The 26,791-nt window shown below is 66.3% G+C and carries 20 protein-coding genes and 1 other RNA gene; 6 read left to right on the top strand and 15 right to left on the bottom strand.

The window, feature by feature from the left end:
* Positions 1-46 precede the first annotated feature (46 nt).
* The 4 genes from SPHI_RS01955 to SPHI_RS01970 all read right to left on the bottom strand — a co-directional run bounded on the left by SPHI_RS01955 (position 47) and on the right by SPHI_RS01970 (position 8,641).
* A complete protein-coding gene (locus SPHI_RS01955; RefSeq protein ID WP_076743183.1) occupies positions 47-529 on the bottom strand; it encodes a GNAT family N-acetyltransferase in 483 nt (160 codons plus the stop codon).
* Positions 530-578: 49 nt separating this feature from the next.
* The gene (locus SPHI_RS01960) at positions 579-2,048 is read right to left on the bottom strand and encodes a flavin-containing monooxygenase (protein ID WP_076743184.1); all 1,470 of its coding nucleotides are present in this window, start codon (positions 2,046-2,048) and stop codon (positions 579-581) included.
* A 228-nt stretch (positions 2,049-2,276) separates the two neighbouring features.
* Positions 2,277-6,500 carry a translocation/assembly module TamB domain-containing protein gene (locus tag SPHI_RS01965; protein ID WP_076743185.1) on the bottom strand — a complete coding sequence of 1,408 codons (4,224 nt, stop codon included), beginning with the start codon at positions 6,498-6,500 and terminating at the stop codon, positions 2,277-2,279.
* Positions 6,500-8,641, bottom strand: a complete 2,142-nt coding sequence (locus SPHI_RS01970; protein ID WP_083719607.1) for an autotransporter assembly complex protein TamA — start codon at positions 8,639-8,641, stop codon at positions 6,500-6,502. Before SPHI_RS01970 ends, SPHI_RS01965 begins: the two co-directional genes overlap by 1 nt.
* A 580-nt stretch (positions 8,642-9,221) precedes the next feature.
* On the opposite strand from SPHI_RS01970, the gene SPHI_RS01975 reads away from it, so the two are divergent.
* The 4 genes from SPHI_RS01975 (at position 9,222) to SPHI_RS01990 (ending at position 15,985) form a co-directional block, all read left to right on the top strand.
* The gene (locus SPHI_RS01975; RefSeq protein WP_076743187.1) at positions 9,222-10,424 is read left to right on the top strand and encodes an efflux RND transporter periplasmic adaptor subunit; all 1,203 of its coding nucleotides are present in this window, start codon (positions 9,222-9,224) and stop codon (positions 10,422-10,424) included.
* Positions 10,424-13,660 (top strand): efflux RND transporter permease subunit, encoded by a 3,237-nt coding sequence (locus tag SPHI_RS01980; RefSeq protein WP_198927795.1) that lies wholly within the window; start codon positions 10,424-10,426, stop codon positions 13,658-13,660. Before SPHI_RS01975 ends, SPHI_RS01980 begins: the two co-directional genes overlap by 1 nt.
* Positions 13,657-15,087: an efflux transporter outer membrane subunit gene (locus SPHI_RS01985; protein ID WP_076743189.1), complete on the top strand. Its 1,431-nt coding sequence runs from the start codon at positions 13,657-13,659 to the stop codon at positions 15,085-15,087. The genes SPHI_RS01980 and SPHI_RS01985 overlap by 4 nt, the downstream gene beginning before the upstream one ends.
* 106 nt (positions 15,088-15,193) lie before the next feature.
* Positions 15,194-15,985, top strand: a complete 792-nt coding sequence (locus SPHI_RS01990; protein ID WP_076743190.1) for an esterase/lipase family protein — start codon at positions 15,194-15,196, stop codon at positions 15,983-15,985.
* Positions 15,986-16,081: 96 nt separating this feature from the next.
* Here SPHI_RS01990 and SPHI_RS01995 read toward each other — a convergent pair whose 3' ends face one another.
* The 3 genes from SPHI_RS01995 to cuyA are packed head-to-tail and all read right to left on the bottom strand — an operon-like array spanning position 16,082 to position 19,162.
* Positions 16,082-17,353, bottom strand: a complete 1,272-nt coding sequence (locus SPHI_RS01995) for a M20/M25/M40 family metallo-hydrolase (RefSeq protein ID WP_076743191.1) — start codon at positions 17,351-17,353, stop codon at positions 16,082-16,084.
* Between the two features lie 43 nt (positions 17,354-17,396).
* Positions 17,397-18,152: a cysteate racemase gene (cuyB, locus tag SPHI_RS02000; RefSeq protein WP_076743192.1), complete on the bottom strand. Its 756-nt coding sequence runs from the start codon at positions 18,150-18,152 to the stop codon at positions 17,397-17,399.
* Positions 18,152-19,162, bottom strand: coding sequence for a D-cysteate sulfo-lyase (gene cuyA / locus SPHI_RS02005; protein WP_076743193.1), 1,011 nt, complete (start codon positions 19,160-19,162; stop codon positions 18,152-18,154). The genes cuyB and cuyA overlap by 1 nt, the downstream gene beginning before the upstream one ends.
* A 143-nt stretch (positions 19,163-19,305) precedes the next feature.
* Here cuyA and mtgA point away from each other — a divergent pair, with 143 nt between their 5' ends.
* On the top strand, positions 19,306-19,983 hold the full coding sequence (gene mtgA / locus SPHI_RS02010) for a monofunctional biosynthetic peptidoglycan transglycosylase (protein WP_076743194.1): 678 nt from the start codon (positions 19,306-19,308) through the stop codon (positions 19,981-19,983).
* A 244-nt stretch (positions 19,984-20,227) separates the two neighbouring features.
* Here the strand turns inward: mtgA and SPHI_RS02015 are convergent, their stop codons facing one another.
* The 8 genes from SPHI_RS02015 to SPHI_RS02050 form a co-directional block, all read right to left on the bottom strand.
* Positions 20,228-20,479, bottom strand: a complete 252-nt coding sequence (locus SPHI_RS02015) for a hypothetical protein (RefSeq protein ID WP_076743195.1) — start codon at positions 20,477-20,479, stop codon at positions 20,228-20,230.
* An 85-nt stretch (positions 20,480-20,564) separates the two neighbouring features.
* Positions 20,565-20,900 carry a YbaB/EbfC family nucleoid-associated protein gene (locus tag SPHI_RS02020; RefSeq protein WP_076743196.1) on the bottom strand — a complete coding sequence of 112 codons (336 nt, stop codon included), beginning with the start codon at positions 20,898-20,900 and terminating at the stop codon, positions 20,565-20,567.
* Complete coding sequence (locus SPHI_RS02025) at positions 20,897-22,546, bottom strand: DNA polymerase III subunit gamma/tau (RefSeq protein WP_076743197.1); 1,650 nt, start codon at positions 22,544-22,546, stop codon at positions 20,897-20,899. The genes SPHI_RS02020 and SPHI_RS02025 overlap by 4 nt, the downstream gene beginning before the upstream one ends.
* Positions 22,547-22,817: 271 nt before the next feature.
* An RNA gene (gene ffs, locus SPHI_RS02030) (signal recognition particle sRNA small type) lies at positions 22,818-22,915 on the bottom strand.
* Positions 22,916-22,955: 40 nt separating this feature from the next.
* Positions 22,956-23,258: a hypothetical protein gene (locus SPHI_RS02035; protein WP_076743198.1), complete on the bottom strand. Its 303-nt coding sequence runs from the start codon at positions 23,256-23,258 to the stop codon at positions 22,956-22,958.
* Between the two features lie 70 nt (positions 23,259-23,328).
* Entirely contained in the window at positions 23,329-23,634 is a 306-nt protein-coding gene (locus SPHI_RS02040) for a 2Fe-2S iron-sulfur cluster-binding protein (protein ID WP_076743199.1), read from the bottom strand.
* Positions 23,631-24,716, bottom strand: a complete 1,086-nt coding sequence (locus tag SPHI_RS02045) for a cysteine desulfurase family protein (RefSeq protein ID WP_076743200.1) — start codon at positions 24,714-24,716, stop codon at positions 23,631-23,633. Before SPHI_RS02045 ends, SPHI_RS02040 begins: the two co-directional genes overlap by 4 nt.
* Complete coding sequence (locus SPHI_RS02050; protein WP_408640466.1) at positions 24,713-25,930, bottom strand: cysteine desulfurase family protein; 1,218 nt, start codon at positions 25,928-25,930, stop codon at positions 24,713-24,715. Before SPHI_RS02050 ends, SPHI_RS02045 begins: the two co-directional genes overlap by 4 nt.
* Before the next feature lie 84 nt (positions 25,931-26,014).
* Here SPHI_RS02050 and SPHI_RS02055 point away from each other — a divergent pair, with 84 nt between their 5' ends.
* Positions 26,015-26,671, top strand: a complete 657-nt coding sequence (locus SPHI_RS02055; protein WP_076743202.1) for an alpha/beta hydrolase — start codon at positions 26,015-26,017, stop codon at positions 26,669-26,671.
* Positions 26,672-26,791: the final 120 nt, after the last annotated feature.

Below are 26,791 nucleotides of genomic sequence, written 5' to 3' on the forward strand. Positions count from 1 at the left end.
TCCCTAATTGCGCCACCGCACGCCCGCGCCGGTGGTGTCGGCCGCGTCACAGCGCGCGGTGCATCACCAGCGCATCGACATAGCCAGCATCCGGATGGCGGAACGCGCCCGGCAGCCGCCCGACAATCGAGAAGCCCAGCGACTGCCACAGCAGCACCGCGCGCTCGTTCGTGCTGACGACGAAGTTGAACTGCATCGCCCGATATCCCGCCGCGCGCGCCACGTCGAGCGAGTGAGCGCACATCGCCCGCGCCACGCCCTTGCCCACAGACGCCGCGCCGGTCATATAGCCGCAATTGCACACATGCGCGCCGCCGCCGTCCTGATTGCGCCGCAAATAATAGGTGCCGACGACTGCGCCATCCGCCACCGCGACGAACGTCTGCTTGTCCTTGCCCAGCCAGTAAGCGAGCGCATCGCCCTCGTCCATGTCCGGATCAAGCGCATAGGTGGTGCCGGCGCGGATCGTCGGCACGATGATCGCCGCAATCGCCCGCGCGTCGCCCGGCTCGGCCTGTCGGATCAGCATGCCCCCCTCTTACGGAGCAGCCCAGCCGGATACCAGCCGCGCCAGCCGATCAGGCGGCGCGCTGCTGCGCCGGCGCCGGGTTGGAGAATTCCATACTGTCGTCGACCGATCCGAAGCGCAGCGCCATCACGTCGAGCGCATAATTCTGGTTGAGTCGCCACGGCTTGCGATTGCCCTGCTTGGGCAGTTGATCGGCCACGCGCTGGATATAACCTGAGGAGAAATCGACGAACGGCTCGGGTGTCACCACCTCCGCGCCGATCCGCGGCACCGCCTGGCGCAGCTCGCGCTTCTTCATCGTGTTGAGCAGCCGGCACAGATACATGGCGACGAGATCCGCCTTCAGCGTCCAGGAAGCATTGGTATAGCCGAAGGTAAAGGCAAGGTTCGGCACGTCCGAGAACATCATTCCCTTATATTGCAGGGCCTTGGACAGGTCTCTTGCGACCCCGTCAACGATCGGCGTGATCCCGCTGAGCAGCTTCACCTCCAGCCCTGTGGCGGTGACGATCACATCCGCCGGCAGTTCGCGACCAGAGGCGAGCAGGATGCCATCCCGCGTGAACCGCTCGATCGTGTCGGTGACGACCTCTGCGCGCCCGGCCTTGATCGTGTCGAACAGATCGGCATCGGGGACCAGGCACAGCCGCTGGTCCCACGGATTGTAGCGCGGCGTGAAATGCGTCGCGACGTCGTAATCCGGGCCGAGTTGCGCCCGCACGCCATCAAGCAGCTTCTGCTTGACCTTTTCCGGCTGCCGCCGCGTCATGCGATAGAAGACCATGCCCATCAGCACGTTCTTCCATCGCGTCATGCCGTAAGCGGCTTTGCTGGGCAGCTTGGAGCGCAGCCAGTTGGCCAGCGCGTCCTGCCCAGGCCGGGACACGACATAGGTGGGCGATCGCTGGAGCATGGTGACGCTGGCCGCTTGCTTCGCCAGTTCCGGCACCAAAGTCACGGCGGTCGCGCCGCTGCCAATCACGACGACCCGCTTGCCGGCGTAATCCAGGTCTTCCGGCCACAGCTGGGGGTGGACGATCGTGCCGCCAAAATCCTCCTGCCCGGCGAAGTGCGGCGCATGGCCGCGCGCATAATCGTAGTAGCCCGAGCACATGTGGAGGAAATTGCAGGTGAAGCGCGCCGCGCCGTCTGCTCCTTCCGTCGTCACCGTCCAGCGTGCATCGGGCGTGGACCATTCGATCGCCGTCACGCGATGCCCGAAGCGGATGTGCTGATCGATCCCGCCATCACGCGCTGTATCCTCGATATATTCGCGGATCGACGGGCCATCGGCGATCGCCTTCGCCTTGGTCCAGGGCCGAAAATTATAGCCCAACGTGTGCATGTCGCTGTCGGAGCGGATGCCGGGGTAGCGGAACAGATCCCACGTCCCGCCCATCGCCTGGCGCGCCTCGAGGATCAAATAGCGCCGGTCCGGGCATCTTTGCTGCAAATGATGCGCCGCGCCGATCCCGGACAATCCCGCGCCCACGATGATGACATCGACATGCTCGGCCATAAGCGATCCTCTCTTTGACGAAGATCGTACCGCAATGGTTCGCAACGGGAAAGGGCTTAACTTACCGCGGTGTCAGTAACCCATGATCCTCGCCCGTCAGGGGGAGGAGGCAGCGCGCAGCGCTGACGGAGGGGGAGGACACGAAGCTCCCCTAGAGAGCACCGCCGCCCTACCCCCTCCAACATCTGCCGGCGCCACCTCCCCCTGGCGGGCGAGCACAAAGCACCCTCAATAGTCCTTGGAGTAACGCAGCTGCGCGTTTGATCCGCCGAACGACCCCGCTTGGGTCAGCAGGCTCAGCGACTTGGTCAGCGCAATGGTGAGCTGAGTCGCGGTGAAGCCGCGGGCATCGGTGACGATCTCGATATAGATATCGTCGGTCAGATACTTGCCTGCAGCGAGCGCCGTTCCGCGCCCGCTCGCATCGTCCGCACCAAGCACGCGCAGCCGATCGAACCCGGTCGCCGAGCGAAGCTTGCCCAGTGGGTTTAGCCCACCGCCCGATCCGCGCAGCGAGTTAACCGCCGACGCCAACTGCAACGCTTCCATTGCCGACAGATTCTCCGGGTTCGTTCCGAAGAGCAGGCGGCTCAGCACCTCGTCCTGCGGCAGTGCGGGCGTGGAGGTGAAGGCGATTTGCGGCCGCTGCCCGGTGCCGGTGATGTTGATGACGAAGGTGATGCCATCGTTCACCGTCGTTGCGCGGATGTCGATATCCGGGTCGGTCAGCGCGCCACCGCGGAAGCGGATGCGGCCACGTTCGACCTCGAAATTCTTGCCGGCGAACGAATAGGTACCGCGAACCAGATCGAGTCCGCCGGTGATGACCGGCGCCGCCGAGGTGCCGCCGATCCGCATGTCGGCCTCCCATTCGCTTTCCAGCCCCATGCCGGAAACGTAGAGCTGGTTCTCGGCGCGTACGCGCATGTCGAGCTTGAACAGCCCCATGGAGGGCGCCTTCTCCTGCGCCGGCCGGTCGGTGATGCGCGGTTCGCGAATGTCGCTCTTGCGCCGCACGCCGGTCAGCTCAGGCACTTCGGCCGCGCCCTGGCGGATGATCTGGTAACGCGCCTCCGGAATGGTGATGTCGGCGCGGATCAGCCCGCCGCCGCGCCCGTTCGTCACCTGCACGGTCCCGCTCGCCGTCGCGCCAATCGAATCGGAGCGCGCAAGGCGTGCATTGTCCAGCCGCGCGTTGATCTGCATCGGATAGCCCTGGTCCGCCGCCAGGCCGACATAGCCTTGCGCCTGCACCGAACCATCACCCGCCTTGGCGCTCATGCTGTCGAGCTGGAGCCGATCGTTGGTAAAGCGCGCGCGGATCGCCATGTTCGACAGCCGCGTGCCATAGGTCTCGTTGTCATAGGTCAGCGCATCGGCGCGGATTACGCCGTTGAGCTGCGGCGCCGAGACGCGGCCGGCGAAATCGGCAGCGACCACGATCGGACCGGTGAGCTGCTGCTCCGCGAGACCTGCCAGGCTGAACAGCACGCCCGAGGGACCATTGTAGCGGATGCCGCCGGAAAGCGGCGCCGCCATCAGGCGCGACGCCCAGGAGCTGCCGCTGCCGACCGGGCGGAGGAAGGCCTGCATCCGCCCGACGGTGGTGGCGCCACGCTTCACCAGCGCACGCGCTTCCGCCCCGTTTGACACCAGTCGTCCGGCGAACACCACATCGACCGGCTGCGACACCGCCGCCAGGCTGGAACGCTGGAAGCCGGTGATCGTCATGCGCGCATCGGCCTGCGGGAAGGCATTGGCATTCGCCTGTGCGAAATCGAGGCTGCCGGTCGCTTTACCGCTCAGCCCAAGGTTCGGGATCAGCGCATTGGCGATCGACAGGTCGAGGCTGTCGAGCCGCAACTGCGCGTTGATCCCGCTGCCATAGCTGCCGGCGACGCGCATCCGGCCCCGATCGAACACGATCTGCGTTGGCGCCAGGCGATAGGTGCCACCCGCCGTGGTGATGCGCGCCGGATTGCCGGTGCGGAAGTTGATGTTGTTTGCCTGGCCCTGGAGTGCGACGAGATATTCGCTCGGCGACAGCTTGGCGTTGGCCGCCAGGCGGAAGGGCACGCTGTTTGATCCGGTCAGCAGTGCCTGCGCCGTACCGTTGCCACCGGCATAGTTCACCTTCACCCGGCCCGACTGGATGACGGTCGGCCCGTAGCGCAGATCGGCGACCTGCGCATCGGCGACCACTTGCGGCTGATCGTACAGCACGACATTGGCCTTCACGATAGCGCGGCCGATTACGAAATCGACCTGGCCGGGAATGCGCGCGGCGTTGGCGCGCGCATCGACATTCGCCGTCTGGTACTTGCCTCGGGCGCCGAGTGCCACGGCACCTGACAGGCCCGATCCAGCGAAGTTCAGCCGTCCGGTGAACGGCCCGGCCGCTGACTGTACGATGCGGCCTGCAAAGTTGACGCCGGCAAACACCACCCTGCGGACATCCACCGCAAGCTGCTTGCCCATCGAAACGACCACGTCGGCGTTGAATGGGCCATAGGTCGTGCCGCCGGTCGCGGTGACGGCATAGGCGCCGTTGCGGCCGACCACGCGTGCGTTGAGATTTGCCAAGCCGATGCCGACGCCTGGTCGCGGCGCACGCAAGGTCACCACTGGTGACGCAGCACTGCCGCTCACCCGCGCGAACAGCGGGCCATATTTGCTGGAATAGGCATCGGCCGATACTGCCACGGCGCCGGTGTTGAGGTCGTACCGTCCTTCGCCGCGCGTTACGCGGAACAAGGGCGCGGTCACCCGCATGTTGCGGAAGGTAATGATCCCGTCGGTGTCATAGCCGAAGTTGGTGACGGCCACCGCATTGCCGCCCAGGAACGTCCGCGCACCCTCGTTGAAGATCTCGCGCGTTTGCACGCCCACCCGGCCGACGATGCCGAACCCACCGTTGGGCTTGGTCACCAATTCGGCATCCGTGTTGAGATTGAGGATGCCCACGCTTTCGACGCGGAAGTTGTTGACCCGCCCCTTCAGCGCGCCGGTGTAGCGCCCCGTCTCCATGTTCGCCGCGATGATCGCGGTGGCGTCAATCGTGTCTGAACGGACGCGGAGGTTGTCGGACAGGATCGTCGGCATGTCGATCGCAATGTCGCCGTCAATCCGCACGTTGGTGGTAAGGCCGCCCAGCGCCGGGTTGAGCCCCGAAATGCGCCGTGCGCGGGCATGCAGCGGCACCATGATGCGGTCGGCATCCACGCGCGCCAGCCCTTCGGCATAGACATTCTCTACCGTGGTTTCCGCAAAACCCAGCGCGGTCGCGCGGACCTTATAGTCCACTGCCGGCGTCGCAAAGGCGCCGTTCAGCACAACGCGCGCCAGCACGTCGCGACCGCGCAGGTTGGGCGCGATCGCGCCCGGGGTCAGCAGCTTCGCATCGACCGCGAAATTGCCAAACTGGCTGTTCGCCATGTCGATGATGCCGCCGGCATCCACCGCCAGCGCGCTCGACCGCAGCTTGACCCGGGTATCGGCGCGGCGCTCCTGCAACGTCGTATCGATCGCCACATCGAGCTGCGGCGCGGTGAGCCGTTCGACGGGCCCTTCAAGATAAAGGCCTGGCCGCGTCGCGCCGCGCACCTCGATATGCCCGTCGCGGGCGGAAAGATCGAGGTTGGCAAGCTGCCCGCCGCCGAGGGTGGCGACGGCCTTGCCCTTCCATGAGGCCCAGCTGCCCTGCCCGCCGATGGTCGCCCGCAGTGGCGCCTTGGTCCCCGCCATCGACGACACCAGGCCACCGGCCGGCGCGAACAGCCGCGCGTCGATTTCAAGCTTGTTGTCGTCGGGCACTGCATCCAGTCGCAGCTTCAGCGTGTCGCCGCCCGCCACGCCGGCCGCGCGCAGCGCAGCGCCGTCCACCGTCAGCTGCGCGCGGCGGTCGGCGATGTGCGCCGCGCCGTCGATGCGCGCGATATGCCGCTGCCCGGCGACCGGCGCCTCCATTACGAAGCGTGCGACGCGCAGCCGATCGATGTCGATGTCCAGATCCGGCAGCAGCGGCGCATTTGGGTCGCTGGGCTGCGGGATCAGCGCGGGATTGCGCGCCATGGTGATGAGCTCGCTGTTGAGGCTCTTCACGTTGACGTGATTGTTGATGAAAGCGAACGGCCGCCAGTCGACATCGAGGCGCGGCGAGGTGATGAACACGCCCTTGGGATCGCTGACCCGCACGTCGGTCAGCGTCATGCGGCCATATAGCGAACCGTCGATCCGCCCGACCTTGATATTGAGCCCGCCCGCGGTGGAGTAATTGCCCAGCTGGTCGGCGACGAAGCGCCTGCCCGGATCGGTGTTGATCCCGAACACGATCGCCAGCAACAGAAAGGCGCATGCCGCAATGGCTACGGCGATCCACTTCAGGATGCGTTGCCACAGCGGACGATGCACGACGAGGACTTCGGTGTCGGCGGAGGCGGTGGTTTCGACCATCAGAATGCCTGCCCGATCGAGACGTAGAGCGCGATCCGCCCGTCGCCCTCACGCGGATTCAGCGGTGTCGCGATGTCAACGCGCATCGGGCCGAAATTGGTGTAGAAGCGTCCCCCGATACCCGCGCCGAAGCGCAGGTCCGATCCCGTCGGAAAAGTGCTCTCATAGGCGTTGCCGGCGTCGATGAAGGGCACGATCCCGAAATTCCCGAAGCGGTAGCGCGCTTCAAGCGCGAATTCGTTGATGCTGCGTCCGCCAACGGGCCGCAGATCGCCGATGTCGATGTTGCCATCCTCGTCAGGCCGCAGCGACGATACCGGCTCGAACGGCCCAAGCCGCTGGAAGCCGTAGCCGCGCACCGACCCACCGCCGCCGCCGTAATAGCGCCGCGAGGGCGACAGGTCGTCGCGATCGATGCCGAAGATCGAACCGGCGCGCGCGCGCCCCGCGATCACCAGGCTGTCGCTGACCGGGTAATATAGCGTGCCTTCCACCATCGTGCGCGCATAGGGCCGAACCGACCCCTGCACCGAGGTTTCCGGGCTGAGATTGAGTTTCAGGCGGAAGCCCTTGGTGGGATTGAGCAGATCGTCGGACTTGTCCCACACCGCCTGCAACGGGATGGCGGCGATGCCATAGGTCCGCCGCACGCGCTCGTTCCGACCGAAGTCGAACACGCTTTCGTTGGTGCCGGTCAGCTCGGCGCCGAAAGCATAGGTGAACGGCTTCTGCCAGATGGGCGTCGAATCATACGCCCAGCGCGCGAAGATCGTGCCGGTGAAGGCGTCAAAGGCGTCGTAATTCGCGTGATTAGCCGCAACGCCCGCAGAGAAGGTACGGTCGCGCTTGCCCGCGTTGTTGCGCCGGAAGGTCGCCGATGCACCCTGCTGCTGCGTGCCGCCGACCGCAGTGAGGATCAGCGCGCCTTCGGGCGGGAACAGGTTGCGGTGGGTCCAGCTACCCTCGAGCTTGACGCCCTCGCCCGTGCCATAGCCGCCGCTGCCCGCAAGGCTGCGCCACGGCCCCTTGGTCTGGCGCACCATCAGATCGACCTGTTCGGTCCCGTCCGGTCCTGCCTTGCCTGTCCGCACCGGCTCCACGCCGACGCTGTCAAACAGTCCCGTTGCGACCAGCGCCTCGCGCAGGTCGTCACGCTTGCGCGTGTCGTACAATTCGCCCTGCTTGAACCGGGGGAATATGCTGAGATGGTCGGGGTCGAACACCGCATCGCCCTCGGTACGCACCACCCCGAACGAGGATCGCGGCCCGGTTTCCACCGGCAGCGTGTAATCGCCGGTCAGGGTTGTATCGTCGAGCAGGATGTCGCGATCGCCCACCTCGACAAAGGGATAGCCGCGCTGCGGCAGCACCAACGCGACATTCGCCTCTGCGCCCTGCACCCGCGCCGCCTCGATCGGATCACCCGTCTTCAGCGGCAGTTGTTCGCGCACCAGGTTCGGCGGCACCGTCTCGTTGGCGGTGACGTTGATCGCGCCCAGCTTGTAGATGGCGCCCGGCGTTGCGGTCAGCACCGCGCGCAACCGGCCCTTTCGGTCGGGCACCGTCTCCAGCGCCACCGACGCGACGCCATCATAATAGCCCAGCGACTTCATCAGCCGAACGGCGAGCTGCTCGTCTTCCTTGCCGCGCGCGTTGACCTGGGTTGCGTTTGCTGCCTTGCCATCGCCCTCCTCGAGCGCGGATAGCGACTTGAACTCATCCTCCAGCCCGATCTCATCTAGCCCCCGCACCACCGTCACGTAGCGGATTTCCGGTGCATCCGCTTCTGCAACATCGGCGGCGGTTTGCAGCGGCACCGTCTCGGTGCTGCCGAGCGGCGTCAGTGGTTGGGCAAGCTCGGGATCAACCGGCGCCTCGGGCGGCAGTGTGCCCGCGGGCACATCGGCGAGCGGAGGAGCAGGTGGCACTTGCAGCCCCGCCTGCGGCGGCGCGGCCTGCGGCATCGACGCCTGGGGCATCGGCTCGAGCGGCGCATTGAGATCGCTGGAAAGCGAGGGCAGCGCGGCATCGAACGTCGCGTCGGGCACGATCGGCGCGTTGCCCTGCGGGTCAGCCGCGGGCGTCGTCGCAGAGCGCGGTGCATCGGGACCTGTCGCCGGCGCCGTACCCGGTTTCGTCATCTGTGCCCCAACCGGGGTAGATGCTGCGATCAGCGCAACCGCGAGCCAGCGATGACACCCCGAACTGAAACTCACGATTGCCCCTTTTCGACGCGGACCGCTCGAACTTTCGATGCGTTCCCGTATCTTGCAACGCCCGCCCTAAGGATAAGTTTCCTTAACGCGCGGCCGCCTTCCTCGTCATCCCGCACGTGATCCCGGATCCAAGCCGCCGCGCACGTTGCTGCAATCGGGGAGCGACATGTCTCTAATAACCACGTCAGCCCCACCTTGTACCGGGTTTAAAGCCCCGAACTTCATGGTTTCAAGGCGCGGACCGCTGAATGCCGGGATCGAGCCCGGCATCGCGGGAGAAACATGGGAAGCTCGATCGCTTCACCCTCATCCCCTAATCAACCTGCGACACATTGCGACATGTTTGAGGGTGGCCTCCCCCGTTGAAACCGATTACCCGGGCCTCAGCAGTCACGCTGCCCCATCCCGTGTAATCGCTTGGCGGAGATCAAGACATAATGCATCACCCGCACGGTCGTGCGCCTGCATTCTGTGGGGCCGGCGCCTTCATGAGCAAGCAGGATTGATGCCGTTGATCGACGCACGAAAGCTCGCCGTGCTCGCCGCGCTGGCGCTGACCGCATGTGGTGACGGCGCGGAGCAGGCCAACAAAAAGGAACAACGCCGCGGTCCCGCGCAGGTCGGCTATGTCGTGGTGCAGCAAACGCGCGTGCCGCTTGTCACGGAGCTTGCTGGTCGGACGTTCGCGTATCGCAGTTCTGAGGTCCGCCCGCAGGTCAGCGGCGTGATCCAGAAGATGTTCTTCAACGAAGGCACGGTCGTGCGCCGGGGCCAGCCGCTCTACCAGATTGATCCCAGCCTTTATCGCGCGGCGGTCAATGAGGCGCGCGCCAATGTCGCCAGCGCGCAGGCCACCGCCCAGGCCGCGCGCGTCCGCGCCGACCGGCTCCGTCCGCTTGCCGAGATCGAGGCAGTCAGCAAACAGGATTATACCGATGCCGTCGCGACGCAGCGGCAGGCGGAGGCGAGCATTGCGCAAGGGCGCGCGCAGCTGGAAACCGCGCGTACCAACCTACGCTTCGCCACCGTACCGGCGCCGATCACCGGGCGGATCGGCCGCACGCTGTTCACCGTCGGTGCGCTCGTCACAGCCAGCCAAACCGAACCGCTGACCACCATTCAGCAGCTCGACCCGATCTATGTCGATATCCAGCAATCGGCAGCCGCGCTGCTGAACCTCAGGCGCCGCATGGCCGCCGGCGGCGTGCTGCCGGCCAGCGCCTCCGTCCGGCTGAAGCTGGAAGACGGCAGCGATTACGGCCAGACCGGCACCGTTGAATTCGCCGAAGTGGTGGTCGATCAGCAGACCGGCACGGTCACGCTGCGCGCCCGCTTCCCCAATCCCGGCGGCCTCCTTCTGCCGGGCATGTTCGTCCGCGCCGTCTTCGCGCAAGCGATCGAGACCAACGCCTTTCTCGTGCCGCAGCAGGCCGTGTCGCGCGACCCCCAAGGAAACGCCACCGTCTGGCTGGTCGGCGCGAACAACAAGGTGCAGCAGCGTACCGTGCAGACCGTGCGCGCCGAAGGTGCCAATTGGGTCGTCACCGGCGGGCTCCGTCCTGGTGATCGTGTGATCACACAAGGCACCGCCAACCTCAGCGACAATGCCACCGTCCGGCCCGTCCCCGCAAACACGCCGCAACAGCCCAAGCCCCCCTCACCCGAGCAGCTGGAACAGCAGCAAAAAGCCAAGGGCAAGGGCGACTGATGTCGCGCGTCTTTATTGATCGGCCGATCTTTGCCTGGGTGCTCGCCATCATCGTCATGATGGCCGGCACGGGCGCGATCCTGAGCCTGCCCATTGCGCAATATCCCGACGTCGCGCCGCCGCAGGTGTCGATCAACGCGACTTATCCGGGCGCCAATGCGCAGACGATCGAGAATTCGGTCACTCAGGTGCTGGAGCAGCAGCTGACCGGCATCGACGGCCTGCTGTATTTCAGCTCCTCGTCCACCTCGCGCGGCTCGGTGTCGATCACCGCAACCTTCGAGAAGGGCACCGATGCCGACATCGCTCAGGTGCAGGTGCAGAACCAGCTTCAGCAGGCGATCACCCGCCTGCCGACGCAGGTTCAGCAGCAAGGGCTTCGCGTTCGCAAGTCCAACCCGGACTTTCTGCTGATCGCCGGCGTCTATGACATTAGCGACAAGATGACGAACCGGGACGTGTCGGATCTCATGTCCTCCACGCTCCAGGATCCGCTCGGCCGCGTGCAGGGCGTCGGCGACACCAACGTGTTCGGCTCGCAATATGCCATGCGCATCTGGCTCGATCCGGCGCGGCTCGCGAGTTTTCAGCTGATGCCCGGCGACGTAGTGTCGGCGATCCAGACGCAGAATACCGAAGTCGCGGCGGGCGAGATCGGCGGCCAGCCGATGCCCGACGCGCAGATGCTCAATGCCACGGTGACCGCGCAGTCACGGCTGCAGACGCCGCAGCAGTTTCGCGACATCCTCCTGAAGACCTTGCCTTCGGGCGCGACGGTGCGTGTCGGCGACGTCGCGCGCGTTGAGCTCGGCTCGGAAAACTACAGCGTCGCCAGCCGCATCAACGGCCATCCCGGCGCCGGCATCGCTGTGCTCCTCGCGCCCGGTGCCGACGCGCTGGCGACGGCGGAGCTGGTCAAGGCGGAGATCGCGCGTGTCGCCAAGACCTATCCGCCCAATATTCGCATAGCCTACGCCAACGACTCCACCGACTTCATCAAACTGTCGATTGACGAGGTGGTGAAGACGCTGATCGAGGCGATCATCCTCGTCGTGATCGTCATGTTCGTGTTCCTGCAAAGCTGGCGCGCGACTTTGATCCCGACGATCGCGGTGCCGGTGGTGCTGCTCGGCACCTTCGCGGTCTTCTATCTCGCCGGCTTCTCGATCAACACGCTGACGTTGTTCGGCCTCGTGCTCGCCATCGGCCTGCTGGTCGATGACGCGATCGTCGTGGTCGAGAATGTCGAGCGGCTGCTCGAAGAAAATCCCGACATGACGCCGCGCGAAGCGACGATCGAATCGATGCGCGAGATCACCGTCGCGCTGGTCGCGATCGCACTCGTCCTGTCGGCGGTGTTCCTGCCGATGGCCTTTTTCGGCGGGTCGACCGGCGTGATCTACCGTCAGTTCTCGCTCACCGTTATCTCCGCGATGATCCTGTCCGTCGCGGTCGCGGTCGTCCTCTCCCCCGCCCTCACCGCCACCCTGCTCAAGCAGCGGCACAAGAAGGACGAGGAAGAAAAGCAGGGCTGGTTCGACCGGCGCTTCGGCTGGGTTTCGCAAAAGCTCGGCCGCGCCAGCGACTGGTTCAACCGCAATTTCGAACGGGGAACCGAGCGCTACGTCGGCTGGGTGCAGCGGGTGGTCGATCGCAAATGGCTGTTCCTGGGCGTCTATCTGGTCGTGGTCGCGTTGCTCGCGGTGCTGTTCCTGCGCCTCCCCACCGGCTTCCTGCCGACCGAGGATCAGGGCGGCGCGCAGATCCAGTTCCGCCTGCCCGCCGGCGCCACGCGCAGCCGCACCGAAGAGGTGCAGCAGTCGGTTGAGCGCTATTTCCAGACCTATGAAAAGGCGAACGTTCGCACGATGCTCACCGTCGCTGGCGGCGGCGGCGGCGCGTCGGGCCAGAACACCGGCCGCGGCTTCATCTCGCTGACTGATTGGGCCAAGCGCAAGGGCGCGGAGAATACCGCCGACGCGATCGTCGCGCGCGCCGCCGCGGCCTTCCGCGCCTTCCGCGATGCGCAGGTGTTCGCGCTCGTCCCGCCCGCGATCCGCGGCCTCGGTCAGTCCGAAGGCTTCACCATGGAGCTGCTCAACACCGGCGGCCTCAGCACCGAGAAGTTCGCCGCCGCGCGCGACAGGCTGCTCGCACTGGCGAACAATGATTCGCAGCTCACCGGCGTGCGCCTCAGCGAATTGCCCGACATCGGCACCTTGCGGGTCGATACCGATGCGCAGCGCATCGCCGCGCTCGGCATCTCGCAGACCGACGTCAACACGACATTGTCGACCGCCTGGGGTGGCCGCTACGTCAACGACTTCATCGATCGTGGCCGCGTGAAGCGCGTCTATGTTCAGGGCGACGCAGAATATCGCGACGATCCCGACTCGCTCTATCAATGGTTCGTGCGCGGATCGAACGGGCAGATGGCGCCCTTCTCCAGCTTTGCGACGACCAGCTGGTCGCAGGCGCCGACCACCATCTCGCGCTTCAACGGCGTTCAGTCGTTCGAGTTCGAGGGCTCCGCCGCGGGCGGCGGCAGTTCGGGCGACGCGATGGCGCGGATCGAGCAGCTCGCCTCGCAGATCCCGGGCACCAGCGTCGCCTGGGCGGGCATATCCTATCAGGAACGGCTGTCCTCCGGCCAGGCGCCGTTGCTCTACGGCCTGTCGATCATTGTCGTCTTCCTGTGCCTCGCGGCCCTGTACGAAAGCTGGTCGATCCCGCTCGCCGTGCTGCTCGTCATCCCCCTGGGGCTGATCGGCGCCGTCGCCTTCGTCACGCTGCGCGGCCTTACGAACGACGTGTACCTCCAGATCGGCCTGCTCACGACCATGGGGCTGGCGGCGAAGAACGCCATCCTGATGATCGAGTTCGCCGAGCAGGAGGAAAGAAAGGGCGCACGCGTCATCGACGCCGCATTGACGGCGGCGCGCATCCGCCTGCGGCCGATCCTGATGACCAGCCTCGCCTTCATTTTCGGCGTGCTGCCGTTGGCGATCTCGACCGGCGCCGGCGCGAACAGCCGCATCGCGATCGGCACCGCGGTGATCGGCGGCATGTTCACCGCGACCGTGCTGGCGATTTTCTACATCCCCTTGTTCTTCGTCCTCGTCCGCCGCGGCTTCCGCGATGGCATCGCCAAACTCCGCGGCAATGAGCCCGGCTTCCATCCGCCTGCGGACCTGAATGAGCCGCCCGGCGGTACGCCGCACCTGGAGCAACGATGATGCGCGCGCTGGCCCCGCTCCTGCTCGTTTCGGCCCTGGGGGCGTGCTCCATGGCCCCGAAGTACGTGCGTCCGGACCCGCCGATACCTCCCTCCTGGCCCAGCGGTGATGCCTATCTGGCCCAGTCGGAGGCGACGCTCCCCAGCGTCACCTATCGCGACATCTTCCGCGATCCGCGGCTCCAGAAACTGATCGACCAGGCACTGGCGAACAATCGTGACCTACGGGCAAGCGTGGAAAATATCGCTGCCGCCCGCGCCCAATATCGCATCCAGCGCGCCGAACTCTTCCCCCAGATCGACGTCGGTGGGGCAGTCACTCGCCGCGAGATCGGCGCCGGTTCGGCCGGCGGGAATTTCGCCGTCGGCGGAACCACTTACCAGGCGAATGCCGGCGTCAACGCCTTCGAACTCGACCTGTTCGGCCGCGTCCGCTCGCTCAGCGTCGCCGCCCTGAACCGCTACTTCGGCCAGGAGGCCGCCACGCGGGCCGTCCGCCTGACGCTTACCGGCGACGTCGCCGGCGCCTGGCTGACTTACGCCGCCGACCAGAGTCTGTTGAAACTGGCTGAGGACACCGCCGCCGCCGCACGTCGCTCCGTTACCCTGACGCGCGCGCGGGTTTCCGGCGGCATCGCGCCGCGTACGGATCTTCGTCAAGCCGAACAGATCCTCGCGACATCCGAGGCAAACATTGCCAGCCAGCGCACCGCGCTCGCTCAAGATATCAATGCCTTACAGCTGTTAGTTGGCGCGCCCGTTGCGCCATCTTTGTTGCCGCGGTCGATCGAAGAAGCGGCCGGAACGGTGGCTGAGCTACCCGCCGGCCTCGACAGTCGCGTGTTGCTGCGCCGCCCGGACGTGGTGCAGGCAGAGTATGAGCTGCGCGCCGCCAATGCCGAGATCGGCGCCGCTCGTGCCGCATTATTCCCGAGCATCTCGCTTACCGGCCTGTTCGGTTTCGCCAGCACCGCCTTGTCCTCCCTGCTGAGCGCTGACTCACTGACGAAAACTGCAACGGCCAACATCGGCTATCCGATCTTCCGCGCGGGAGCGGGCCGTGCGGGCGTCGAGCAGACGCAGGCGCTGCAGCGCGCGGCGCTTGCGACGTACGAAGGCACGATCCAGACAGCCTTCCGCGAAGTGGCCGATGCCCTTGCGCGGCGTGGCACGGTGACCGATGAACTGGCAGCCAATGAACGCTTCGAAGCCGCCGCCGCCGACACCTATCGATTGTCGGAAGCGCGCTATCGCGGCGGAATCGATACGTTCCTGACGACGCTGGACGCGCAACGTTCGTTGTACGCGGCACAGCAATCCGTTGTGCAGACGCGGCTGGTGCGGGCAACCAATCTGGTGACGCTCTATCGTACGCTGGGCGGTGACTCACAGCTCAGCACCGGGATCGGGATGGTACAACAGCCATAACGGCGTAATACAATCGTCACCGTGCGGTAACGATTAAGGCATGCTACGGCAGAACCTTGTGCTCCGCGGCACGTTGTCGCGCGGACTTCAAGGAGACGTATTCAACATGGCCACTGCCGCGGCGACCTGTTCCAAGCCGCCTTCCGCTATTCTCGCTCTGACGGAATTGCCGCGTGCCCTGCTTGAATTCGGGTTGCTGCCGATGGCGGCACCAGCGCTTGCCAGCCTGCCGCGCGGCGATGGACATCCCGTGCTCGTCATTCCGGGGTTCAACGCCTCCGATCGATCGACCCGCATTCTCCGCTTCTACCTTCGCCACATGGGATATGAGGCGCACAGCTGGGATCTTGGCCGCAACCGCGGGCCGCGATCCATCGGCGATGCCGGCGAGAAACTGATCGAGCGGATCGAGACGATTTATGCGCGAGACAGCCGCCGCATCAGCATCGTCGGCTGGAGCCTGGGCGGCATCATGGCGCGCGTGATCAGCCGACGGCTACCCGACAAGGTGCGACAAGTGATCACGCTTGGTGCGCCCTTTGCCGGCACCCCGCGCGCCACTCGGGTGTGGCGCCTGTATGAGTATCTGTCGGGGCACCAGATCGATGATGAGCGCGCGCTTTCTTATCTGAGCGAGGGCGAAATGCCGCTACCCTTCCCGTCGACGGCGATCTGGAGCCGCGACGACGGCATCGTGCCTTGGGCAAGTTGCGTGGAGCCCCATTGCGACACCAGCGACAACATCGAGGTATTCGGCAGTCACTTCGGCCTGCCGATCAATGCGGCGGTAATGTACGCGATCGCGGATCGGCTCGCCCAGCCTGAGGATGCGTGGAAGCCGTTCGATCGCCGCGGATTGTGGCGCGCCATGGCTTATCCCAGCGCCGGGCACGCGTAGCGCCTTCCCAACTCCGGCAAAAACGGAGTTGGGAAGGCACGTCAGCGGTGGTCATTAGGCTAACAAGATCAGGGCGCAACCTGCTGTATTCGCGGTCTATTTTGCGGCGGCCAGCATCAGCAGTGTGGCAAGGCTCACCGCCATGCTGTCGACGTCCTTGGCCTTGTCGATCACCATGGCTTCTTCCAGCGAGTGTGCACGCATCGTCTGGAAGCCAGAGCCGAGCGTCACCGCGGGGATGCCGAGGCTCATCGGGAGGTTGGAGTCGGTCGAGCTGGCGCCGTATTTCGGCTCGAAGCCAGCCGCCTTGGTGACGGCGGTGGCGATCTGGACAATGTCGGTGTCCAACGCAGTTGCGCCAACCGGACGATCCCCGACCTTTTGGGCATCAAAGGAAACCTTGCCCTTAGCCGTTGATCGTGCGGCGTTTTCCATTTCGGCAGCGCGTGGCAGAAGGGCGAGGAAAGCCTGCTCCTCCGCATCAAGCGCGGCCTTTCCGGCGGAGCGCATGTCGATCGTCATCGCCGTCGAAAAGGGGATCGAGTTGACGGACGTGCCGCCTTCCAGCAGCCCCACATTATAGACGGTGCGGGGTTCGGCGGGCACCTTCATCTTGCCGAATTCAACCATCGCGTTGGCCATGGCATAGGCCGGATTGACGAGACCAAAGTCGCCGAAGGAGTGACCGCCGGGACCTTTGAACGTCACCTTGTAGCGCCTCGAGCCGACGCCGCCATTGGTGATGCGGCCGGCACGACCTGGCTCGAGGGATATAAAATAGTCGATTTTATTCTTCAGCGGTCCCTTGGTGAACAGGTAGCGGACGCCGCGGAGGTCGCCTGGACCTTCCTCGCCGACGTTGCCCATGAAGATGATGTCGGCCTTGGTGGAATAGTTCGCAGCCTTCATCGCGCGGATGAAGGCGAGAAGTACCGGCAGGCTTGAGGTATCGTCGCCAACCCCCGGCGCATAAAGCATATTTCCTTCGCGACGCACCTTTACGTTGGTGCCCTCGGGGAAGACGGTGTCGAGATGGGCGGTGATGACGATCAGTGGGCCGCCACCGGTGCCCTTGCGGGTGCCATAGACATTTCCCTCGGCGTCGGTGGTAAGGTCGCTAAGCCCTTCTGCGCGCAGCAGTTCCAGAAAGGCCGCAGCACGGTTCGCTTCCTTGAAGGGCGGCGCTTCAATCTCCGTCAGCGTGATCACGTCTGCGACAATTCTTGGGTGATCTTCGGCGATTTTCGCCTTCGCCGCGGCGAATTTCGGAGAGGAAAGCAGCGCTTTGGCGGCAGAGTTCACACTTTGCGCCGCCGAAACCGCAGGTGCGGCGACAGCGGCGAGCAGCGCCAGCATCGTCTTCTTCATTTCTGCGTTCCCCCTTCAACAAACCCCCATTGATGCCGATGCATCATGGATGCGTCGAGACCCATTCGTTGGAGACGCCGGCTCCTCGCGCAACTTCGACCGTGCGGCGGGCGAGCACGTCCACCGTATCGATCAGCGGCACGGCGAGATCGGCAGGCCCGAGCACCAGCGGCACTTCGGTGCATCCCGCCACCACGACCTCTGCCCCCTGCTCGACCAGCCGCATCGCCGCAGCGAGCACGCCATCTCGCCCAGCCGCCAAGTCGCTGGCCTTGATCTGCCAGATTGCCGCCATGAATGCCGCGCGAGCGGTGGGATCAGGAACGACCGGCAGCAAGGACCGGGCGGCGAGCGCGCGTTCGTACAATTGCGCCTCCACCGCGCCCGCGACCGCGAGGACGCCGATCCGGCGCGCGGCCGGGTGAGACCGGGCGACCGTGTCCACCGCCTCCTCGATCAGATGGAGGAACGGCAGCGGGGTGGCGGCGATCACCGCATCGGCGAAGGCATGGGCGGCATTGCAGGGCATCACCAGAACGTCCGCCCCCGCCGCCGCCAAGCCGCGCGCCATCTCTGCCAGCATCGGCGCTGGCGACGGGCCGGTTCCGGCGATGGCGGCATTGCGATCGGGCAAAGCGGGGTTGCTGTCGACGATCAGCCGGACATTGTCCTGCTCCCGCGCGGCGCCCGCCTGCGAATGGCGCAGCACCTTGGCCATGAAGTCGATCGTCGCGGCGGGCCCCATGCCGCCGAGCACGCCGACCGTCAGCGGCGCAGCGCGCGCAGGGTCGTCCGACATCAGACCGGCACCGCCCCCGTCAGGATCGGCTGATAGGCGTAGAGCGCCGGCGCGCCCCCCGTGTGTACGAAGAGCACGCGTTCGCCCGCAGCGATCTCGCCCGAACGGACGAGGCCGACCAGCCCGGCCGCCGCCTTGCCGGTATAGACTGGATCGAGCAGCACGCCTTCGTGAGCGGCGAACAGGCGAACCGCCTCGATCATCTCCGCTGTGGGCAGCGAATAGCCCGGGCCGACCCATTCGTCGCGGCATTCGATTGCTTCGCGTGGGATCGCCGGGCCGACGCCGGCCAGCTCAGCGGCGGCGACCGCGAGCTTGTGGACGTTGCCCTCCTGCTCCGCGCGCGGCCTGCGCACGTTGATGCCGGTAACGGGAATGCCGGCGCTGTTGCCGATCAGACCGGCGACCAGCCCCGAATGGGTGCCCGCGCTGCCGCTTGCCACGACGATGCGATCGAAGGCGATGCCCATGGCGAAAGATTGCGCCAGGATTTCCTCGGCACAGGCAACATAGCCAAGCGCGCCAAGGGCATTCGAGCCGCCACCGGGAATGATATAGCCCTGGCGCCCCTCCGCCACGAGATCGGCCGCGACCTTCTCCATCGTCGCCTGCAGATCATCGCCGGCGTTGACCACCGTTACCGATTCCACGCCGAGCAGATCGAACAGGAAGTTGTTGCCCGAGGCGGCCTTGTCATAGCTGCCCGCAACACGCTGTTCGAGCACGAGGCGGCACTTCAGCCCTTCCCGTATCGCGGCCGCGAGCGTCAGGCGGCAATGGTTGCTCTGCACCGCGCCGACCGTGATCAGCGTGTCCGCCCCACGCGCCAGTGCCTCGGCGACGAGGAATTCGAGCTTGCGCGTCTTGTTACCGCCGGCGGTGAGGCCGAGCTGATCGTCTCGCTTGATGAAGAGTTCCGCGCCGCCCAGCACCTTGCTGAGGTGCGGCATGGGTTCGATCGCAGTGGCGCCTGCCGTATAGCGGCGGCGCGCGAAACGCGCGAGGTTCATGGTGATAACTCCTGTTACGGCGCGAGGGCCGGTCTTGCCGGGCGGGTGTAACCGCGGCTGTCGTTGCTAGTCGAGCATCGCCGGCGATTGTCGGCATCGCGACAGCGTTGCGCGGCCGCGCGTTTCGCGCTTAGCGTTTCGGCATGGCCCGCCGTGCTCTTCGCCTGTCGCTCAAGCTGCTGATCTGGTTCGTTGCTCTGTCGCTGCTGCTGGTCGTCGCCTTCCGCTTCGTACCGCCGCCCTTCACGCTGACGATGCTGGGCGACCTGATGAGCGGGCGGTCGATCACCAAGGAATGGACGCCGCTGGACCAGATCGATCCCGACATGGCGCGGGCGGCGATCGCGGGCGAGGATGCGAAATTCTGTTCGCACAATGGCTTTGACTTCAAGGCGCTGGCCAATGCGGCATACCGTAACGCGCAGGGCGGGCGGCTCCGGGGCGGATCGACGATCAGCCAGCAGACGGCGAAGAACGTCTTTCTGTGGCAAGGCGGCGGTTACGTCCGCAAGGCGTTCGAGGCGTGGTTCACCGTGCTGATCGAGGCGGTGTGGGGCAAGCGCCGAATCATGGAAGTGTATCTGAACGTCGCGGAGACCGGGATCGGCACCTACGGCGCAGAAGCCGGGGCGATCCGATACTTCAACCATTCCGCGGCGAAGCTGACGCCCACCGAGGCGGGGCGGATCGCGGCGGTGTTGCCACTCCCCAAGAAGCGCGAGGCGGTGGATCCGCGCGGGTTCGTGCGGCGGCATGGCAATGCGATTGCGCGGCATGTGGGCGTGGTGCGGCGCGAGGGGCTGGATGCGTGCGTGCGGTGATGGTTTTGCCGGATGCGACGTTCCGGCCTTCAGCCGGGTTACCGCTCGCTATCGTGAACGAAGAGAGAAGAAGCGGGAGCCCGGATCAAGTCCGGGGTTACGTCTGAGTGGTTTCTCCGCCTCGCCATTCCGACCAGGGTTAGTCTGTTTCGATTACCCTGATCCGTTCGCCCTGAGCCTGTCGATGGCTGTGGTCCAGGCACGTACTTCGACAGGCTCGGTACGAACGGAGTGTTGAGTGAAGTTACTTGGCGGCGCCGTCAATTGCGCCCCCAGCCTTTTCGGCGGTGTCGCCGACGCTCTTGGCCGCGGAAGTGATCGCCGATGTTTCCAGCGATTCGTTCTTCGACTGGTTGAACAGGAAGAAGGCGGCGATCACCACCGCGAGCAGTACCGCCAGGCCGATCAACATGCCGCTGCCACCGCCGCGACGCTCAATAACCGTCGTGTGCGTGGTGTGCGGGGTAGTCGTTTCCGTGACCCGTTCGTCGACCATGATACGCTCTCCTTTATAACTGAAGAGCGCAACGCGGCCGACGCGGACCTTGTTCCTTGACCGTAACGGCCCCGGTCACCTCACATCAGAAGGGCAGCTTGAAGCCCGGCGGCAGCTGGAGCCCGCTGGTCATCTTGCCCATCTCCTGCGACGAGGCGGCATCGGCCTTGGTGCGCGCGTCGTTGAAGGCGGCGGCGACCAAGTCTTCCAGCATCTGCTTTTCGCTCGGCACGATCAGCGAATCGTCGATCGAGACGGACAGGATACGGCCCTTGGCGGTGGCCTTGATCTTCACCAGCCCGCCGCCAGCGGCGCCTTCGATCTCGATCTTGTCGAGCGTCGCCTGCGCCTCGTCCATCTGCTTTTGGACGTTCTGCGCCGCGCTCTGAGCTGCGGCGAGCAGTTCGTTGATATCCTTCACGAAACGTTCCTCTTCTTGGGCCAGTCGATCAGTTCGGCTTCCGGGAAAGCCTCCAGCGCCGCTTTCACCAGCGGCGAGGCGAGCACCGCCTGGCGCTCGGCCTCAGCGGCGGCATCCTGCGCTTCCTTGAGCGTCGGTTCGCCCGGCGCGTCGAGCAGCGTGAGTTTCCACGCCGTATCGGTCAAACCACGCAGCGCCGCGGTGGTTTCCGCCAGCGTGTCCGCGGCGATCGGGCGAGCGCCGCTGAAGACGATCTCGGGCGGCTGGTAGCTGACGACGCGTGCGCCATGCGCCAGGCGGACGGCGAGCAGATGGTGGCCGCCCTCCTCCATCCGCTCGACCAGTTCGGCGAAGCTTTCAGGTAGAATCGCCCGGGCCGGCGCGGGCGGCGGCGGTGTGGCAGCGGGCGGTTGATTGGTAACGCTGGGCGTTGAACCCGTGCCCGCGGGCATCTGGCGTACAAGTTCGGCCGGATCGGGCATCGAACGGGCATGGACAACGCGCAGCAGCGCCATTTCCGCCGTTTCGATCGGCATGGCGGCGCGCGCGACCTCGTCATGGCCCTTCAGCAGCAACTGCCACAGGCGATGAAGCAGCGGGAAGGACAGCTGGGTGGCCCATTCGCGATACGCCTCGCGCTCCTCGGCAGGCTGCGCAGGATCTTCCGCGGTGCCGACCTTGGACAAGGTGACGCCGTGCACCGCCTCCAGCAACGCGCGCAGCACGCCTTGGGGATCGACGCCGAAATCGTACTGGCGGCGCAACGCGGCGAGTGCGCCGGGGGCGTCGCCGGCGAGCAGCAAGCCAAGCAGATCACGCACCGCGCTGCGATCCGACAGGCCGAGCATGTCGCGCACCGCCGCCGCGGTGACACCGCTGCCCTCCAGATCGGCATGGGCGATCGCTTGATCCAGGATCGACAAGCCGTCGCGTGCGGAGCCTTCCGCCGCACGGGCGATCAACGCGAGCGCTTCCGGTTCGGCGGTGACGCCTTCCTTGTCGCTGACCAATGCGAAATGCTCGGCGAGCTTTTCGGCGGGGATGCGGCGCAGGTCGAAGCGCTGGCAGCGCGACAGCACCGTTACCGGCACCTTGTTCACCTCGGTGGTGGCGAACAGGAACTTCACATGACCGGGCGGCTCCTCCAGCGTCTTCAGCAGGCCGTTGAAGGCCGCCTTGGACAGCATGTGGACCTCGTCGATGATGTACACTTTGTAGCGCGCGGACACCGCGGCGTAGCGCGAGGCCTCGATGATCTCGCGGATGTCGTCGATACCGGTATGGCTCGCGGCGTCCATCTCGATCACGTCGATGTGGCGGCCCTCGGCGATCGCGCGGCACGGCTCGCACTGCCCACAGGGGTCGATCGTCGGGCCGCCGGTGCCGTCGGGGCCGATGCAATTCAGCGCCTTGGCGATGAGGCGGGCGGTGGAGGTCTTGCCGACGCCGCGGACGCCGGTGAGGAGGAAGGCGTGGGCAATGCGATCGCGCTTGATCGCATTTTCCAGCGTGCGGACCATCGCCTCCTGCCCGATCAGCGCCTGGAAGGTCTGCGGGCGGTATTTGCGGGCGAGGACGCGGTAGGCCTCACCGCCGCTGCGGGGCGGCTGGGCGGGTTCGTCCAGGCCGAGGAGGGTGTCGGTCATTGCCGGCCGTGGGGGATGGTGAGGGTGTCGCGCACGGGTTTGCCATAGGGGGTTGGCGGCGATGAGTCAGGGAAAAATGAGGGTGCGCCATCCTCTTCACCGTTCGTGCCGAGCGCAGTCGAGGCATGGGCCGCAGGCGGTGGCGCGTGTGGCTTGTCCCTCGACGTTGCTCGGGACGAACGGAGGAGAGGAAATCGGGTGGCGCCGCGGCCGAGCCGCGTCGTCAGACGGCGCTTTGCGCCGCTGGCCGCGCTCACCTGCTCAGCAGGGTCGCGGTGGGAGCCGGAACGACCCGTGGCGAAATCGTTGTGGCTGCTTCCTTCCGGACCTGACCAAGTTGGCGACGACCACGCCCGCCCGACTCCCGGCGCGGCATATGGCCGAGCCGGGGCGTCTGTTCAAGAGCGTGTCAGCGCCAGACGTTGAAGCAGCGCCGCACCGGGCCGTAATAGCCGCGTACGATGTTGCAGACGACGCGCTGCCGGGGGCGATAGCGATAGCCGTAGCGCCGGCCGTCACCGCGCCAGTGGCGGCCTCGCCCACGATCCCAACGGCGGTCGTCGCGGCCACGCCAGCGCCGTTCGCCACGCCACCCACGGTCGCCGTTCCAGCCACGATCGTCATGCCAGCCACGGCGTTGCGCCTCGGCCGGAGCCGGTGTGAGCGCACTGGCAGCGAGCAGGCCAGCAGCGGTGAAAGCGATGAGCTTCATCTCGATACTCCTTTACACGTTCGCACCAGCGGAACGCTAAGGGGCGCCAGATGAACTCAAGATGTGGCGGTCATTCAGGTAAGCGCAGGGTCAAGCCGTCAAGTGATTGATCAAGCTTGATCTGGCACGACAGGCGGCTGGTGCGCGTGGCGCCATGTGCGAGGTCGAGCATGTCTTCCTCTTCCTCGCTGGCCGGTGCGAGGCGGCCGAAATCCTCGGCCGCGACAATGACGTGGCAGGTGGCACAGGCGAGATCGCCCTCGCACGTTCCCTCCAGCGGCAGTCCATAACGCTGGCCGACGTCGAGCAGGCGCTCGCCCGGTTCGGCATCGGCGACGATCGCGGGCTCCCCGGCCTGGAGGAAGCGGATCTTCACGCGGGCACCGCTTGCGCGTTGGCGGCGGCGGTGATTTTGTCGAGACCCTCGCGCAGTTCCGCCTCGGTCGTATAGCGGCCAAAGCCGAGCCGGACGGAGGCGCGTGCATCGGCATCGAGCAGGCCGATAGCCTTCAGCACATGGCTGGTCCGTCCCGATCCGCTGGCGCAGGCCGAACCGGCGGAGAAAGCGACGTCACGGCAATCGCTCATCAGCCGGTTCACGTCGAGGCCGCCGCGGCGTATGTTGATATTGCCGTGGTAGCGATCGGTGGCGGAGCCGTTGAGCGTCCAGCCGGCGAGGCGCTCGGCGGCCATGTCCCAGAGCCGCCCCACATGGGCGGCATCCGCCTCGCGCCGCTCGGCCATCAATCGTGCCGCAACGCCGAAGCCAACACAGAGCGCGGGGCTAAGCGTGCCGGAGCGGCCGCCCTCCTGATCACCGCCGTGGAGCAGCGGTTCGAGCGACACGCCGTCGCGGATCCACAGCGCGCCGATGCCCTTAGGACCGTGAACCTTGTGCGCGGAAATGGCGACCAGATCGCATTCGGCCGGGATCGGCACGCGGCCGTAGCCCTGCACCGCATCGCACAGCACGATCGTGCCATGGCGCTTGGCGGCGCGGACCAATTCGGGGAGCGGCTGCACGACGCCAATCTCGTTGTTGACCAGCATCGCGGCGAGCAGCCCCGCCCCCTGCCCCAGCACGCGATGCGCCACCCACAGGTCGAGCCGGCCGTCGGGGCGGACGGGGAGCACCGTCGCCTCGCGGCCGCCGGCCTGTTCGGCGCGGACGGTGTCGAGCACGGCGGCATGTTCGCTGGCGATCGTGACGATCGAGCCGGTGCTGCCCTTCAGCGCCCAGTTGAGCGCCTCGGTCGCGCCGCTGGTGAACACCACGCGGCCGCCGGGCGGCAGCAGCGCGGCGACCTGCTCGCGCGCGACCTCGATCGCGGCGCGCGCGGCGCGGCCTGGGCGGCTGGGCGAATGCGGGTTGGCGAACTGGTCGCGCAGCCACGGGACCATGGCGTCGAACGCTTCGGGCGCGAGCGGCGTGGTGGCCTGGTAATCGAGATAGATCATGCAGCAAGCGTCCTGGCGCCGCGCGCCATCGCGCGCCAGGCCTGAATGAAACGATCCACGTCGGCCGCGGTGGTGGTGCGGCCGAAGCTGACGCGGATCACCTCGCGCGTCGACTCTTCGCTCCAGCCCATCGCGCGCAGAACGTGGCTTGGCTTGAGACTCCCGCTGGCGCAGGCGCTGCCGGCGGAAACCGAGATGCCGGCGAGATCGAGGCGGATCAGCTGCGCGTTGGCGGCCATGCCGGGCAAGCGATAGCTGCCAATCGCGGAATGGCGCGGGGCGCTCTCGCCAACGACGATGCCGCCGGAGCGGCGGATTGCGTCGTCGAGGTGGGCGCGAAGGCCGGCGTGGTCCGGTTCGGGTTCGGCCAGCGCGGCGGCATAGCCGAGCGCAGCGGGAAGGTTTTCCGTGCCGGGGCGATAGCCGCGCTCCTGCCCGCCGGTGGGCGTGAGCGTGGCGAGATCGCGGACCAGCAGCGCACCGATACCTGGCGGGCCGCCACGCTTGTGGGCCGAGATGGCGACGAAGTCGGCATGGTCCGCGAGTTCGGGTGATGGCGGCATCTGGGCGGCATCGACGAGGAGGAGACCGCCGGCTTCGTGGACGATCTGCGCGACGGCGTCGATCGGCTGGCGAACGCCGGTTTCGCTGTTGCACCACTGAATGCAAAGGACCGGGCGGCTTGGGCGCTGGTTCGCGCCGGAATGCTCCCGCACCCGGTTGGTATCGGGACGCTCCCCTTCCCCGTTCGTGCCGAGCGAAGTCGAGGTGCGAGCCACAAGCGGCGCGTTCTCGGCACGTCCTTCGACTTCGCTCAGGACGAACGGGGTGGGTGTGGCTGTCAGGGCCTCGCGTAACGCGCCGAGGCTCACCGATCCGTCCGCATCGACTGGCACCGTTACCGCGCCCTCGCCGGCCGCGCGCAGCACCGCGTCATGCTCCACGGCGGAGATCACCCGCCACCCCGCGATCGCCCGCCCCAGCGCGATCCCCAGCGACTCGCTCGCCCCGCTGGTCAGCAGCACCTCGCCGCGCCAGCCGTATGCCGCGCCGATCGCCGCGCGCGCCTCTTCCAGCGCGGCGCGGGCGGCGCGTCCCTCCGCGTGCGGGGAGGATGGATTGGCCCACATCTCCATGCCGCACAGCATTGCTTCGCGCGCAGCGGCGGTCATCGGGGTAGTCGCAGCATGGTCCAGATAGAGGCGGTCGGGCAAAACTCGTTCCATAATCGGGCGCACGTCCTATATAGTGCCGCGTTCATGACGCCACCCGGCGCCACCAGCCAGACAAGAGTATCGATGCCCGAAGTCATCTTCCCCGGCCCCGAAGGTCGCCTCGAAGGGCGTTTCGCCCCCGCCCCCAAGCCGCGGGCGCCCGTTGCCATGATCCTGCATCCGCACCCGACGGCGGGCGGCACGATGAACAACCATATCGTGCAGGCGCTCTACAAGACGTTCCAGCGGCGTGGGTTCGCGACCTTGCGCTTCAACTTTCGCGGCGTGGGCAAGAGCCAGGGCACGTTCGACAATGGCGTGGGTGAGCTTTCGGATGCGGCGAGTGCGCTCGACTGGGTGCAGAGCTTCCACCCCGAGGCGCAAACGACGTGGATCGCAGGCTTCAGCTTCGGCGCGTGGATCGGCATGCAGTTGCTGATGCGCCGCCCGGAGATCCGCGGCTTTATCTCGGTGGCGCCGCCGGCGAACCTCTACGATTTCACCTTCCTGGCGCCCTGCCCCTCGTCCGGCATCATCATCCAGGGCGCCGAGGATGAAGTGGCGACCCCGCCCGCGACGCAGAAGCTCGTCGACAAGCTGCGCACGCAAAAGCATATCACTATCCACCACGACACCATCCCGCGCGCGAACCACTTCTTCGAGCATGAGATGAGCGAGCTGATGACGTCGGTGGACAATTATCTCGACATGCGGCTGGACCCGAACAGCCCGATCAAGTGACGCTCGTCGCCGCGGATTAACATGCGCTAATCCGCGTTTCAGCGACGAGCGTCACTTGATCGGGCTGTTCGGGTCCAGCCGCATGTCGAGATAATTGTCCACCGACGTCATCAGCTCGCT

This window comes from Sphingomonas jeddahensis, from assembly GCF_001981525.1.
In the GTDB taxonomy this organism is placed as follows: Bacteria; Pseudomonadota; Alphaproteobacteria; order Sphingomonadales; family Sphingomonadaceae; genus Sphingomonas; species Sphingomonas jeddahensis.

What these genes read in the sequence shown, in the direction of transcription:
- SPHI_RS01955 (WP_076743183.1), bottom strand. Translation starts at nt 529, where the DNA reads ATGCTGATCCGACAGGCCGAGCCGGGCGACGCGCGGGCGATTGCGGCG.
- SPHI_RS01960 (WP_076743184.1), bottom strand. Translation starts at nt 2,048, where the DNA reads ATGGCCGAGCATGTCGATGTCATCATCGTGGGCGCGGGATTGTCCGGG.
- SPHI_RS01965 (WP_076743185.1), bottom strand. Translation starts at nt 6,500, where the DNA reads ATGGTCGAAACCACCGCCTCCGCCGACACCGAAGTCCTCGTCGTGCAT.
- SPHI_RS01970 (WP_083719607.1), bottom strand. Translation starts at nt 8,641, where the DNA reads ATGACGAAACCGGGTACGGCGCCGGCGACAGGTCCCGATGCACCGCGC.
- SPHI_RS01975 (WP_076743187.1), top strand. Translation starts at nt 9,222, where the DNA reads ATGCCGTTGATCGACGCACGAAAGCTCGCCGTGCTCGCCGCGCTGGCG.
- SPHI_RS01980 (WP_198927795.1), top strand. Translation starts at nt 10,424, where the DNA reads ATGTCGCGCGTCTTTATTGATCGGCCGATCTTTGCCTGGGTGCTCGCC.
- SPHI_RS01985 (WP_076743189.1), top strand. Translation starts at nt 13,657, where the DNA reads ATGATGCGCGCGCTGGCCCCGCTCCTGCTCGTTTCGGCCCTGGGGGCG.
- SPHI_RS01990 (WP_076743190.1), top strand. Translation starts at nt 15,194, where the DNA reads ATGGCCACTGCCGCGGCGACCTGTTCCAAGCCGCCTTCCGCTATTCTC.
- SPHI_RS01995 (WP_076743191.1), bottom strand. Translation starts at nt 17,353, where the DNA reads ATGAAGAAGACGATGCTGGCGCTGCTCGCCGCTGTCGCCGCACCTGCG.
- cuyB (WP_076743192.1), bottom strand. Translation starts at nt 18,152, where the DNA reads ATGTCGGACGACCCTGCGCGCGCTGCGCCGCTGACGGTCGGCGTGCTC.
- cuyA (WP_076743193.1), bottom strand. Translation starts at nt 19,162, where the DNA reads ATGAACCTCGCGCGTTTCGCGCGCCGCCGCTATACGGCAGGCGCCACT.
- mtgA (WP_076743194.1), top strand. Translation starts at nt 19,306, where the DNA reads ATGGCCCGCCGTGCTCTTCGCCTGTCGCTCAAGCTGCTGATCTGGTTC.
- SPHI_RS02015 (WP_076743195.1), bottom strand. Translation starts at nt 20,479, where the DNA reads ATGGTCGACGAACGGGTCACGGAAACGACTACCCCGCACACCACGCAC.
- SPHI_RS02025 (WP_076743197.1), bottom strand. Translation starts at nt 22,546, where the DNA reads ATGACCGACACCCTCCTCGGCCTGGACGAACCCGCCCAGCCGCCCCGC.
- SPHI_RS02035 (WP_076743198.1), bottom strand. Translation starts at nt 23,258, where the DNA reads ATGAAGCTCATCGCTTTCACCGCTGCTGGCCTGCTCGCTGCCAGTGCG.
- SPHI_RS02045 (WP_076743200.1), bottom strand. Translation starts at nt 24,716, where the DNA reads ATGATCTATCTCGATTACCAGGCCACCACGCCGCTCGCGCCCGAAGCG.
- SPHI_RS02055 (WP_076743202.1), top strand. Translation starts at nt 26,015, where the DNA reads ATGCCCGAAGTCATCTTCCCCGGCCCCGAAGGTCGCCTCGAAGGGCGT.